This is a genomic window from Pseudomonas baetica (assembly GCF_002813455.1).
GTDB classification, from domain to species: Bacteria; Pseudomonadota; Gammaproteobacteria; order Pseudomonadales; family Pseudomonadaceae; genus Aquipseudomonas; species Aquipseudomonas baetica.
The window spans coordinates 5,033,581-5,048,530 of record NZ_PHHE01000001.1; the positions used below are offsets into that span (position 1 = coordinate 5,033,581).

General features: G+C 68.3%; 1 protein-coding gene (cut by a window edge). It reads left to right on the plus strand.

All coding sequences use genetic code 11. From position 1 onward, the window contains the following. Nucleotides 1-14,950: the 5' portion of an SDR family NAD(P)-dependent oxidoreductase gene (locus tag ATI02_RS23370; RefSeq protein ID WP_244196551.1), read on the plus strand. Its footprint extends 1,250 nt past the window's final position; the window shows 14,950 of its 16,200 coding nt (coding positions 1-14,950); it begins with the start codon at nucleotides 1-3; its stop codon lies beyond the right edge, outside the window.

The following is a 14,950-nucleotide window of genomic DNA, read 5'->3' on the forward strand; positions in this document are numbered from 1 at the left end:
TTGCATCCCATTCAGTTGCACCGGCTGAACGGGACACCACAGCCCAGCTTCAGTCATCGCTTCGAGAGCGACGAGGTCTATCTCAAGGATCATCTGGTGTCCGGGGCACCGACCCTGCTGGGCGTCTCCCATCTGGAAATGGCCGTCACCGCTCAGCGCCTGGCCGGGGAAGGCGTCCCGGACGGTCTGCTACAGCAAGTGCGGAACGTGGCCTGGATCAAGCCGGTAATCGTCACCGATCAACCCCAGCAAGTGCAGGTTGACCTGCAGGAGACCGAGCGCGGCACGGCCTATCGGATCAGTGACGGGGCGGGGCAGTTGTTTTCCCAGGGCCGGGTAGGTTGGGTGCCGGCTCCGCAACAGATGCCCCGGATGGATCTGGCGGCGATCAAATCCCGTTGCACCGAGGCCTTGCCGGCGGCGGACTGCTATCGGATCTTCGTTCGCAACGATCTGGTCTACGGGCCGAGCTTGCGCGCCCTGGAAACCTTGTATTTCAACGCCTCCGAATCCCTGTCTCGGCTGGTCTTGCCCCAGGCCCTGCGCCATGATCTGGGAGCCTACACCCTGCATCCGTCGTTGGTGGAAGGCGCCTTGCAGAGCATGTTGGGGCTGCTCGGCGACCCCAGCCGCGACAGCACCTTGTACATCCCTTATTCCCTCAACGAGATCACGGTTTACGCACCGCTCACGGCAACCTGTTACGGCTATGCCCGAGTGGCGGGCAACCATGGCGCGGCGCAGTTCGCCGAAAAGCGTTTCGACATCGACCTGCTGAGTGACGACGGACAAGTGCTGGTCGCCATACGCAGCCTGTCCTATCGGCCTTACTCGCTGCGCAAGAAGGACGACCTGCAACTGTTTGCTCCCCACTGGCAGGCGCAAGACCTCGACAGCCAGCCAGCCCAGCCGTTGACCGCCCACACTGTGCTGTTCAGGGCGGCTCAGGGAGGGTGGCAGGCTCTTGAACAGGCCCTGAGCTTCAAACCATGGCGCGTGTCGCCAACGCCGGCCAGCGACGGTTCGGTGCACGTCAGTGAAGACGGCAAGAGCCTGGGCATCGACCCTCGGAATGCCGGGCATTGGCAGCAATGGCTGGACGCGCTGCCCGCCAGCGGCGACTTGAATCTGTTGTTCCTGCTGGAGGAGGGACTGCAAGGCGAGGCGCTGCTGCACCTGTTGTATCAGCTTGTGCCCGTGCTGGTGGCACGCCAGCGGACCCAGGGACGCCTGCTGTTCGTCAGCCGTTCGGCCCAGGCCGGGCATCGCGCCCAGGCCGGGCATCGCGCCCTGGCCGGGTTCGCCCGGGTCCTGCGCCATGAGCATCCCGGGCTGTGGGCCGGTGTCCTCGAGGTCAGCGGCACCGAGGCCGACGCCGCGCGCCAGGTGGAGCAAGAGTTGCGCCATGGACCGGTGGCCGGCCAGGTGCTGGTGCGTTACCAGCAGCAGGTGCGCCAGGTGCAACGGCTCGAAGGCCTGGAGCGCTCGGCGGCGCTTGTGCCCCAGGGCTTGTTTCGCCAGGGCGGTGTCTACCTGATCAGCGGCGGCGCCGGCGCCCTGGGCTTGCAGATTGCCCGCCAGCTGCGCCGGCGCTTCGCCGCGCGGGTGATGCTCTGCGGGCGTTCCCCTGCGGACCGTGTGGCGCAGGCCCTGGCGCAGGCCGAAGAGCCCAGCTTGCCGGGACTGACCCGCTATCTGCAGGCCGATGTCAGCCGCCAGGCCGACGTTGAGGCGCTGCATCGGGCGATCAAGGCCGAGTTCGGCGTCCTCAATGGCGTGCTGCATGCCGCCGGGGCGATCCGCGACAGCCTGATCGTCAAGCAGGACCCGAGCGCCCTGGGACCGGTGATCGAGCCCAAGGTCGCCGGTGTGCGTCACCTGGACGAGGTGACCCGGGGCGACGAGCTGGACCTGTTCCTGGTGTTTTCGTCCATCTCGTCCCTGGCGGGCACCGTCGGCCAGTCGGCCTACGCCTATGCCAACGAATACCTCGACCATTTTGCCCAGTGGCGCGACGAACAAGTGCGGGCCGGGCAACGCCAGGGCAAGTCGCTGTCGGTCAACTGGCCGTACTGGCGCGACGGCGGCATGCGCCTCAGCGAGCAGAACCAAACCCTGATGCGCAATGTGATGGGCGTGCAGCCGCTGTCCCTGGACACGGGGATGGAGGTCTTGCTGGGCCTGTCCACGACCAGCCCGACCTCGCTATGCGTGGCCGTGGGCGATCGCGCGAAGATCGAAAAAGTCCTCGGCATGACCCCGTTGCAGCCAACACCGAGCATGGCGGTGCGCCCACCCGCGATCGCCGCCAGCGAGGGGCTGGTCCGCGCGCTGGGCAAGCTGGCCGCCGATATTCTGCGACGCGATGCCGGCAGCCTGCGCCCCCAGGTCGCCCTGACGGATTACGGCTTCGACTCCATCACCTATGTGGAACTGGCCAACCGGATCAACCGCGATTACGCCCTGGACATCACCCCGGCACTGTTCTACGAGCACAAGACCCTGGAGGCCGTGGCGCAATTTCTGGCGCTCGAGCAGGCATCGGCGACACCTGCCGTGCCAGTCATCGACGCGGCGCCTGTCACCAGCGACGCAGGCGCCGACCTGATGGCCACTCTCAAGGACCTGGCAGCCCAGGTGCTGCACAAGACCGCCTCGGGTTTCAACGTCGACAGCGAGCTGGGCAGCTATGGCTTCGACTCCATCACCTATGTCGAACTGGCCAACAAGCTCAACGGCCACTACGACATCGATATCACCCCGGCGCTGTTCTACGAGCACAAGACCCTGGCCGCGTTGGGTGGATTTATCTCGGCCCAATACCCGCAAACCGTCGCGGCGCCAGCGCCGGCGGCAGTGCCGGAACCGGAGCCGGCCGTGGCATCCGCGGCCGCAGGCTCGGCCATGCCACACGCCGACAATGGCGTCATGCCGATCGCGATCATCGGCATGGCCGGGGTGTTGCCGGGTTCGCCCGACCTGGAGCGTTTCTGGGAACACCAGCTCGCGGGCGATGACATGATCACCACGGTACCGGCGCAACGCTGGAGCTGGGAGGCGATCTACGGCGACCCGGCCGAGGGCGGCAAGACCCGCGCCAAATGGGGTGGCTTCATCGACGATGTCGACAAGTTCGACAGTTTGTATTTCAACATCTCGCCCCATGAAGCGAAGCTGATGGACCCCTCCCAGCGACTGATCCTGGAGACGGTTTTCAGTGCCATTGGCAACGCCGGTTACGCCAGCAGCGATTTCGCCGGCAGCCAGACGTCAGTCTTCATCGGTGTCTGCGCGACCGACTATCTCAATCTGCTGGTGGAGTCCGGTGCGCCGATCAGCGCCTATTCCTCCTCCGGGCTGTCCCACTCGATGCTGGCCAACCGCATCTCCTACCAGTTGGGCTGTCATGGCCCGAGCGAGCCGGTGGACACCGCCTGCTCCAGCTCGTTGGTAGCCCTGCACCGGGCGGTGGAGTCCATTCGTAATGGCTGCGAGATGGCGATTGCCGGCGGCGTGAACCTGCTCCTGAGTCCGTACCTCACCTTGTCGTTCAGCGATGCCGGGATGTTGAGCGAGGACGGTCGCTGCAAGACGTTCAGCGAAAAGGCCAATGGTTATGTGCGCAGTGAAGGGGCCGGCGCAGTGTTGCTCAAGCCGCTGCACCAGGCCATTGCCGATGGCGACGTCATCCACGCGGTGATCCACGCCACAGCTGAGAACCATGGCGGGCGGGCGAGCTCCCCGACCGCGCCGAACCCGGTGGCACAATCGATGCTGCTGGTGGATGCCTACACCCGCGCGGGAATAGACCCCTCGACCATTACCTACATCGAAACCCATGGCACCGGCACCCCCCTGGGCGACCCCATTGAAATCAATGGTCTGAAAGATGCCTTCGCCACCTTGTCGCGCAACCAGGGGGTGAATATTCCCCAAGGACGCTGCGGCCTGGGGGCGGTCAAGACCCATATCGGTCATCTGGAAGCCGCCGCCGGCATGGCCGGGCTGTTCAAGGTCATCTTGTCGATGCAGCACCGCACCTTGCCGGGCAACCTGCATTTCGACCGGCAGAATCCGTACATCAAACTGGCTGACAGCCCGTTCTACATTGTCGATCAGCGACAGCCGTGGACGGTCCTGACCGACGCGCAAGGTCGACCGATCCCACGCCGGGCCGGGGTCAGCAGCCTGGGCTTTGCCGGAGCCAACGCCCATGTGGTGCTGGAAGAGTATGTAGCGCCAGCCGGCACGCCCCATGAGGACAACGAGCACCTGGTGGTGCTCTCGGCCAGGACGCGCGAGCGCTTGCTGGAGAGCGTCCGGCGCCTGGCCCGCCATCTCGAGAAACAACCGCAGATCTCCCTGGCGAACCTGGCGTACACCCTGCAAGTGGGCCGCGATGCCCTGGCCGAGCGCCTGGCGCTGGTGGTGGGCAGCGTGGCCGAACTGGCGCAACGCTTGCGTGAAGCGAGCGACGGGGCAGCGAGCGCCGATGGGGTCTACTGGAGCAGCCCCGACAGCACCAGCGCCGAGTCACCTGGCCAGCAGTGGGATCAGGCCCTCGCGACCCGCGACCTGAAGGCCCTGGCACAACTGTGGACCCGCCATCGCGAGCAAGCCCTGGATTGGCGCGCGCTGTCGCGCCCCGCCGGCGTGCGCCGGGTGGCATTGCCGAGCTATCCGTTTGCGCGGATTCGTCATTGGGCCATCGACGAACCGCCGGTGCCAACGCCGCCGGCGCCCGAGCCATCCCCCCGACACACATTGCTGACATTCGCCGAGCACTGGCAACCGGCGCTCGCCGAGGTCGCCAGCGCGGCGCCGGAGCAACCGCGGCTGGTACTGTGTTGTCTGTCCGATCCGGCCCATCAGGCACAGTTGCGCCAGCAGGCGGCTACGCAGATGCCTGGCAGTCGCCTGGTGTTCCTGTCGCGCCAGGGCCATGCCGGCGCCAACAGCTTTGCTCTCGACCCGCAGCGTGTCCATGAACTCAACGAGGTGCTGGGGACGGTTATCCAGCGGCACGGTGCCATCGACGGCCTGTTGTATCTGTGGCCGCTGGAGACGCCGGAACTCAGCCGCCAGCCCGGCCTGCTGGTGAGCCTGGTGCAGGCGTTGTCGCGGTTGCAGCAGAACGTGCAGCGGGTGTTGCTGGGCGGTATCTGCCGCGACGGGGCGGACCGTTGCCAACTGGAATCCTGGATTGGCCTGGAGCGCTCCATGCCACGCATCCTGTCGCACACCGTCTGGCAGACCGTGCTGCTGGAAAGCACCGCGGCTTGCGACTTCGCCCTGGCCGGCCAGGGGCGGGCGAGCGCCTGTTTCGAGCCGTTGCTGACACAATGGCGCGGCGGCGCAGGCGGCAGCAGCCTGTATGTGGGGCATCAGCGTCATCAACTGTCGATGCAACGCCTGGCCCTTGAGGTGGACGAAGCCGCGCAACCGGCGGCCTTGCCTTCGGCCCGGGCCAACACCTGGCTGATCACTGGCGGCAGCGGCCATCTTGGGCTGCTGTTCGCCGATCATCTGGCGCGCACCCAGGGCACCGCCCTGCGCCTGGCGCTGGTGGGGCGTTCAGCCCCGACCCCGGCCCTGGAGCAGCGCTTGCAAGCCTTGGCCGGCAGCGGCGCCCAGGTGCGTTACTGGCAGGCCGATGTGACGGACTTCGCCACCATGGAGCAGGTGCTGATCCAGGCCCGCACTGCCTTTGGCCCGCTGCAGGGGTTCATTCACGCCGCCGGTGTCGAAGAGGGGGACAGGCTGTTGCAGGCCTCGGCGCAGGCATTCCAGGCGGTGTTGGCGCCCAAGGTGGCCGGCAGCGAAATACTCGATGCCCTGACCGCTGGCGATCCGTTGGTCCATGCCTGTTATTTCTCCTCGACCGCCGCCTTGCTCGGCGACATGGGCGCGGGCAGCTACGCCATGGGCAATCGTTTTCTGATGGCCCACGCCACGTATCGCAACCAGCGGGTGGCCCGCGGCGAGCGCCATGGGCAAACCATCGCCATCAACTGGCCGTTGTGGAAAGACGGTGGCATGGGCCCGGTGCGGGCCGCCGCCGACTCCGAACAGGGGCGTGACCTGGCGTCGTACCTGCACCGAAGCGGTCAAGCCTTGCTCACCGCGCAACAGGGCCTGGCGGCCTTCGAAGCGATTCTGCGCAGCGGTCTGGAGCACGCGGCGGTGGCCTGCGGCGACGCTTCCCGGCTGGCGCAACTGTTCGACCTGGACACTCCGGCACAACCCGCGGTGGCGCCAGTGGCCGCAGCGCTGCCGTCATCCGCGCCGATCGACCTGCACACTCAAGTCCTGTCGGAGCTGCAAGGCCTGTGCAGCGATGTGGCGCAAATCCCGGCCACGGAATTGCCTGGCGATGCCACCCTGAGCAGCTTCGGCTTCGATTCGATCAACCTGGCCCGCCTGGCCAAGAAGATGCAGCAACGCTTCGGTTTCGCCGTCAGCCCGGCGCTGTTTTTCTCCCATCCGACCCTGGAGCGGCTGGCCGGGCACCTGGCGCAACAGCATGGCGCGCCATTGGCGGAGCATTATCGTTCGCAGGCCGCGCCTTCGGCGCCCGCGGCCCAGGCACCGCAACCGTCGAGCGTGCCACTGGGACGGCTTCCGGCGCCTGTACAGGCCCCCGGTAACCAGGCCGCATCGACGCGGCCGGCCGAGCCCATGGCGATCATTGGCGCCAGCGGTCGTTTCCCGCAATGCGACTCGGTCGATGAAATGTGGCAGTTGCTGCTCGACGGCCGCAGCGCCGTGAGCACGGCCCAGGCCGCGGAGGGCTACAGCTGCGGTTCGCTGCGCGGCGTCGATGAGTTCGACCCCCTGTTCTTCGGCATTTCCCCGCGCGCGGCGCAAGAGATGGACCCGCGCCAGCGGCTGTTGCTGGAAGAGTCCTGGCGCGCCCTGGAAGATGCCGGGGTCGGTCCCCGGCAATTGGCCAGCCAGCGGGTCGGGGTGTTCGTCGGCCTGGAGGAGGGCGAGTACTTCCAGCTGGGCGGTGGCGGTTCCATCACCGCCAACCACAGCGCCATCGCGGCCTCGCATCTGGCGTATTTCCTCGACCTCGACGGCCCGGTGATGGCCCTCAACACCGCCTGTTCCTCGGGGCTGGTGGCCTTGCACCAGGCCTGCCAGAGCCTGCGCCTGGGCGAGTGCGAGATGGCCCTGGTCAGCAGTGCCAACCTGATGCTCATGCGCCAGTCGTTCACCCGCATGGACGAGGCCGGCATGCTGTCGCCGGACGGCCGCTGCCACACCTTCGACCAGCGGGCCAATGGCATGGTCCCCGGCGAGGCGGTGGTGGCGCTGGTGGTCAAGCCGCTGTCGAAGGCCCTGGCCGACGGCGACCCGATCGTCTCGGTGATCGCCGCCAGCGCGATCAACTACGACGGCAAGACCAACGGCATCACCGCGCCCAACGGCGCCGCGCAGGCGCGGCTGCTGGCCTCGACCTACGAGGCCTGCGAACTGGCGCCAGGGCAGATCGATTATCTGGTCACCCACGGCACCGGCACCGCCCTGGGCGATGCGGTGGAGGTCAATGCCCTGGCACAGGTCTTCGGCCAGTCGCAGGAGGGGGCCCATTGCGCGCTGACCTCCACCAAGACCAACTTCGGCCACTGCCTGGCCGCATCGGGCCTGGTCAGCACCTTGTGCCTGGCATCGGCGCTGCGCCACGAAACCATCCCGCCGAGCCTGAATTTCGAGACCCACAACGACTTTGTCGACTGGCAGGCCAGTGGCTGCTTTGTCAACACCGCGCCGCGCCCATGGCCGGTCAAGGCCGACGGCCCGCGGCACGGCGCGGTGAGTGCCTTTGGCATGAGCGGCACCAATGCCCATGCGGTGCTGCGTGACCTTGCGCCCGGCGAGCGTCGCCAGCCGCAGCGCTTCCAGGCGTCGCCGGCCTATCTGCTGGTGCTGTCGGCGCGATCGATCCTGTCGCTGTGCGACCGGGTCGAGCAGTTGATCGAGGTGCTGGTCGGCAACCCGCAACTGGAGCTGGCCGCAGTCAGCCACAGCTTGCTCGACGGCCGCCATCACTTCGAATACCGCTGCGCCCTGGTGGTAGAGGATCAAGCTTCGGCACTGGACCTGCTGCGCCAGCTGGCCAGCGAGTACCTGCCACAGGCGCGGGCCCGGGCGGCCAGCGACGATGCCTTCCCGGCGCAGGTGTTCCAGGAGCGGGTACTGCTCGGCAAAGGCGACAAGCGCCAGGCGCCGCAACCCTCCATCGTGCGCACCATCGAGCAATGGGTGCGGCTACTGGGGGATGACCTGGACGCCACTCCACAGGTCGAGGGCTACGAGGAGACCCTGCGCGGCCTGGCCGAGTTCTACTGCCAGGGCTACGCGCTGCCCTGGCACCTGCGTTACCCGCGGCAGGCGCCCGTGCGCCTGCAACTGCCGACCTATCCCTTCGAGCATGGCCACTATTGGGTCGATCCCCAGGGCCCCGGTCGCGGCAGGCAAGCGCCTGCGCCGGCGGTCCGGCCGCTGGTGCGCCACCAGACCTCCCAGGCCAACGGCGAACATTTCGTCTCGGCGTTCAGCGGGCAAGAGTTTTTCCTGGCCGACCATGTGGTGCAAGGGCATCACGTGCTGCCAGGGGTGGCTTACCTGGAAATGGCCCTGCAGGCCGCCACGGCGCTGCATCCCCACTGGCGCAGCGCGCGTATCGCCAAGGTTGGCTGGATGGCGCCCTTGATCTGGGACGCCGAGCGGTCGCGGCAGGTGGAAACCCGGCTGACTCCGCTGGAAGGCGGCTTCGCCTACCGCATTGCCAGCCGCCTGGCGGATCAGCCCGAGTCTGAGCCGCTGGTGCATGGCCAGGGCGTGGTCACGCTGTTCGACACGGCCCTGGCCGAAGACTGCGACGTGCTGGATATCCAGGCGCTCAAGGCGCGCAGCCGCCATGTCCTGTCCGGGGCCGACTGCTACGCCGCTTTCCAGGCCGCGGGGCTGGCCTACGGGCCGGCCTGCCGGGTGATCGAGGCGGTCTACCGCGACGCGCGCCAGTGCCTGGTGCGCCTGGTACTGCCCGAGGCGCCGGGCAGCCAGCCCGCCAGCGCCTGGACCTTGCACGCCGCCTTGCTGGACGGTGCGTTGCAAGGGGTGGCGGGGTTCTTCCTCGGCGCGGATGGCCGCGGCAGCCTGCCGCCGAAAGTGCCGTTCGCCCTGGAGCGGATCGATATCCATGGCCGGCTCGATGCCTCGCTGTGGGCGCTGCTGAGCCTCGATGAACAGGGTGCCGTGAGCAAAGTCGATGCGCGGCTGTACGACGATCAGGGCCAACTGCGGGTCAGCCTGCGGGGGCTGGCGGCCCGGGACATTGCCCTGGGCGCCGGCGAGGCCCCCGCGCCGATCCGCCTGCTGCGCCAGTGGCAGACGGTGGCCGAGGCCGACGCCGTGCCGGCTGTGAACGGCGAACATCAGCTGTTGTTGCTCGCCGCGGGCGATCCGGCGCCGGCATTGAGCGGCCTGCGCCGATTGTTTCCCCAGGCGCGGGTCCAGGCGCTGGCGGTGGCCTGCACCGGCCAGGACAACCTGGCCCTGGCCCGGGATTACCAGGCGGCGGCCGAGGCACTGTTCGCCCATCTGCAAGGCTGCCTGGGGGCCGGCGCCAGCCAGCAGCCGCTGTTCGTCCAGGTGGTTCTGCTCGGCTGGCCGGCGGCGCCGGCGATGCTCGGCCTGGACGGCCTGCTGAAAACCGCGAGCCTGGAAAACCCACGGCTGCGCGGACAACTGATCGCTACGCCGACCCTGGAGGCCCTCGAACGGCAGCCGATCGACGGCGGGCACGCCACGGTCTGGCTCGACGGCGGCCAGCAGCGGGTGCCGGTCTGGACCGACGGCGGGGCGCTGGCGGCCCAGCGGCCAGTGTGGAAGGACGCCGGCTGCTACCTGATCACCGGCGGCGCGGGCGCCCTGGGACGGCTGTTTGCCCGCGACATCATCGAACACAGCCGCGATGCGCGCATCGTGCTGGTGGGGCGCTCACTGCTGAGCCCGGCCGAACATCAGCAATTGGCCGCCCTCGAACGGCGCGGGGCACGGGTCGAGTACTGCCAGGCGGACATCGGCCAACTGGCGGAAGTCGAAGCGCTGCTGGCCTCGGTGCAACAGGCCCATGGCCCCCTCAGCGGAGTGATCCATAACGCCGGTCTCATCGCCGACGACTTTATCGTCAACAAGACCCTGGCGCAGTTCGCCAGGGTGCTGGAACCCAAGGTGCGGGGCACCGCCAACCTCGACCACGCTACCCGCAACATGGCCCTGGATTACTTTGTGCTCGGTGCCTCGGCCAGCGGCGTGACCGGCAATGTCGGCCAGGCCGACTACGCGGCGGCCAATGCCTTCCTCGATGGCTTCGCCCAGGTGCGCAACCGGCAGGTGGCTCGTGGCGAGCGCCACGGCCATAGCTTGTCGATGGACTGGTCGCTCTGGGCCGAAGGCCGCATGCGCCCCGACGCCTCGACCGAGGAGCGGCTGTGGAGCCGCTCGGGCATTCGCCCCCTGAGCACCGCGGTGGCGCTGGCGGCGCTGCGCGGCGCCCTGGCCGCGGGCGCGACCCAGGTGCTGGTGGCCGAGGGCGATCGTTCCCGGGCGCTGGCGTCCCTGGATTTGCACGAGAAGCCTCGGACCCGGGACGAGCAACCCCAGGCCGTGTCGGCCTCGACTCCAGCAGCCGCACCGAACGCCGAGCAGGTCCAGCAGTACTTCAAGCAATTGCTCTGCGATGTGTTCGCGCTGCCGGCGCATCGGATCGATGCCCGGGCGCCCCTGGAAGACTACGGCATCGACTCGATCATGGTCGGCCGGCTGACCGCGCGGCTTGAAGAGGTGTTCGGGCCGCTGTCGAAGACCCTGTTCTTCGAATTCCAGACCCTGGAGAAACTCTGCGGGTATTTCCTGGATCAGCACGGGCCGGAACTGGCGCGCCGCCTAGCCCCGGCCGCCGAGGCTACCGCGCCGCTGGCCCCGATGACGGCCCCGACGGTGACCGCGACCGTTGCGCCCGAGCAGCCGGCGACCGTCGCCGAAGGGCCGATGGAGTTCGCCATCGTCGGGCTCAGCGGCCAATACCCGCTGGCGGCGGACCTGCAGCAGTTCTGGAGCAACCTGCGCGAAGGCCGCGACTGCATCACGCCGATCCCGGCCGGGCGCTGGAACCACGAACGCTTTTATAACGAGCAGAAAAATATTCCGGGCACCACCTATGGCAAATGGGGCGGTTTCATCGAGGATCTGGACTGCTTCGACACCCTGTTCTTCAACGTCTCGGCTCGCGAAGCCGAGCTGCTCGATCCCCAGGAGCGGCTGTTCCTGCAATGCGCCTACCACCTGCTGGAAGATGCCGGCTACACCCGGGCGAGCCTGGCCGCCACGGCCCGTCGCCATAGCCGCGAACACAGCGCCGCCCAGCGCCTGGACAGCGCCGCCGTCGGGGTGTTCGTCGGCGCGATGTACAACGAGTACCAGCTCTACGGTCCCGAGGAGACGGTCCTGGGCCATCCGCTGGCGATTCCCGGAAACATCGCCTCGATTGCCAACCGGGTGTCCTATTTCTGCAACCTGCATGGCCCCAGTGTGACCCTGGACACCATGTGTTCCTCGTCGCTGACCGCGATCCACATGGCCTGCCAGAGCCTGCTGGCCGGCGACTGCGCCCTGGCGATCGCCGGCGGCGTGAACGTCACCGTGCACCCGAACAAGTACCTGGTGCTGGGCCAGGGCCGCTTCCTCTCCGACGACGGGCGTTGCCGCAGTTTCGGCGAGGGCGGCAGCGGCTATGTGCCCGGCGAAGGGGTCGGTGCGGTGCTGATCCGTCCGCTGGCGGATGCCCTGGCCCAGGGCGACCGCATTTATGGGGTGATCCAGGCATCGTCCATCAACCATGGCGGCAAAACCAACGGTTTTTCGGTGCCCAACCCCAATGCCCAGGCGGCGCTGATCGAGGCTGCCTTGCAACGGGGCCGGGTCGACCCGCGCACTATCAGTTACATCGAGGCCCACGGCACCGGCACGGCCCTGGGCGACCCCATCGAAATCGCCGGGCTGGGCAAGGCCCTGGGGGCTGGCCCGCGGGAGTGCGCCATAGGCTCGGTCAAGTCCAATATCGGCCACTGCGAAAGCGCCGCCGGTATCGCCGGGCTGACCAAGATCCTGTTGCAGTTCCAGCACCGGCAACTGGTGCCGTCGCTGCACTCGGCGGTGCTCAACGGCAAGATCGGCTTTGCCGGCACGCCGTTCCGGGTCCAGCAGACCCTGGCGGACTGGCAGGTGGCCACGGGCGAGGCGCGAGTGGCGGCGGTGTCCTCGTTTGGCGCCGGCGGTTCCAATGCCCACCTGATCCTGCGCGAACCCACGGCGCAGGAAAGCGCCACCGCAACCGAGCACGACAACGGGCACGCCCGGGCGATCCCGCTGTCGGCGCGCACCGCGGGGCAACTGCGGGACAAGCTGGAACAACTGCGCCTGGCCCTGGCCGATGGCAGTCCGCGGACCCTGGCCGACATTGCCCACACCTTGCAGGAGGGGCGCGAAGCCATGCGCGAGCGGCTGGTGTTCATGGCCGACTCGCTGGAGACCCTGGCCACGCGCCTGCAGACCCTGAGCCTGAACTGGGCGCAGGTCGAGGCAGCGAGCGCCGAGGGCCTGTGGCGTGATCCGGCCGGGGCAGGGGTGTTCTTCCGCGCCCGGGCCGGCGCCGCGCCCGCCGAAGTTGCGGCCGGGGCTGACCTGGAGGCGCGTCTGCGGGCCTGGGTCGAGGGGGCCGCGCTGGACTGGGCCGAACTGCGCCCGGACCGCCTGGGCCGGCGCATCGGCCTGCCGCTGTACCCCTTTGCCAAGGAACGCTACTGGGCGCCCCTGGGACGGGATGCGCTTGCGCCGGCGTTGCCAGCAGTGGCGGACCAGCCGATCCTGGCCCGCACCTGGCACGCCGCACCTCTGCAACAGCCGGATGCTCCCGTCGCCCAAGGCGGGCTGCTGATCCTGTGCACCGAGCGCACCCACGCGCTGGCCCAGGGCCTGTTCGCCTCCGGCGGCCAGGGCCTGGATACGCATTACCTGGTGCACCAGGGCCAGGGCGCGCTCGACTTCCATGACCCGGACACTACCCTGGCCGCCTATCGTCGCTGCCCGGGACCGTTGACGGGGCTGATCGACCTGACGGCCCTGGACGCCGGTTATGAGGCCGGCACCGCCCTCGAACGCGGCAAGCTGGCGCTGCTCCAGGCCTTTGTCGCCGAGCAGCGGCAACACGCGCCACGGTTGTTGCTGGTGAGCCATGGCCTGCATCCGTGGCAGATCCAGCCGACGTTGCAAGGCGCGCGCACCGCGGGCCTGTACCGGATGTTGAATGCCGAGTACCGCGGCGTGCGGGCCGGTGTGCTGGATACTGACCTAAACGCGGCGCAACAGAGCGCGCTGATCGCCCAGATCGAAGCCGAGTTCAACGCCGGGGCCCAGGCGGACTGCTGCTACCGCCAGGGCCAGCGGTTTGTCCCGGCCTTCGAGCCGATCGCCACGACCGAAACGACAGCGCCGGCCTACTGCGCGGACGATGTGCTGCTGGTGACCGGTGGCACCGGCGGGATCGGCGCGGCACTGGTGGACCACCTGGTCCAGGGCGGCGTGCGCGCCATTGCGATCATCGGCCGCGAGCCGTTGCCCGATGCCGGGCAGTGGCCACGGCTGCTGGCCGATAAAGCCGCCGTCGACGACCGGGTAGTGGCCAGGGTGCGCCGCCTGCAAGCCTGGGTGGAGCAGGGCGTGCGGCTGGCCTATCAGGCGTGCAGCCTGGAATCGCAAGAAGCCGTCGAGCAGGCCGTCGATCTTATCGAGGAGCGCCTGGGGCCGGTCACCGGGGTCTTCCACTGCGCAGGTTCCGTGAGTGCCGCGCCGGCCTTTATCAAGAAATCGCTGGCCGAGATGGCGGCGGTGTGCGCGCCGAAAATCACTGGCCTGGCGGCCCTGTATCAGCGCCTGGACAGTCAGCGGCTGCGCTTTTTCCTGATGTTTTCCTCGGTCTCGGCCAGCGTGCCGACCCTGGCGGCAGGGCAGAGCGACTACGCCATGGCCAATGCCTATATGGATCAGTTCGCCCTGGCCCACCGGCGCGCGGGGCTGTGCTCTGTGCAATGGCCGGCCTGGGCCGAGGTCGGCATGGCGGTGGGCAACGGCGGGCCGCTGGCGGTGCAGCTGGGGCTCAAGCCGCTGGACACGGCCGTCGGCCTGGGCTTGCTCGATCGGGTGCTGGCCCTGGCCCTGTCGCCGGCCAACCCGGGTGTGTGCCTGCCGTGCCATGTCGAGGTCGAGCGTTTCAGCCCGGCGCGGTTGAGCGAACGACCCGCCGTCACCCCGGCGGCGAAAACCCCGGCCGCGCCGGCACCGGTGGCCGCGGCATCCTTGCTGGCGGCGGTGGAAGCGACCATGCGCCAACTGCTGATGGAGGAGTTGAAATTCTCCGCCGAACAACTGACGGACCGCGACATGGCGTTCGCCGACTACGGCATCGAGTCGATCATGGTCCTGCAACTGATGGAGAGCCTCAGCGCCTGGGTGGGCAACCGCCTGGACCCGTCGCTGATGTTCGAGTTCACCACCCTGGGCAGCCTGTGCGAGCACCTGGCAAGCACCTATTCTGAAGCCCTGGCGCAACACCTGGGGCTCCAGGATCAGGGCGCCGAACCGGCCCCGCTGGAGCAATCGGCTCCGGCAACGCTAGAACCGGTAGCCGCGGCCGAGCCCGCGCGGCCCGCGGAGATCGCCATCATCGGCCTGGCGGTACGCCTGCCCGGCGCCGCCGATACCCAGGCGTTCTGGGCCCTGCAAAGCAGCGGCGAATCGGCCATCGGGCCGATGCGCGAGCACCGCTGGCCGGGCGGCCATGGCCAGGCCCAGGGCGGCTGGCTGGACGGTATCGACCGGTTCG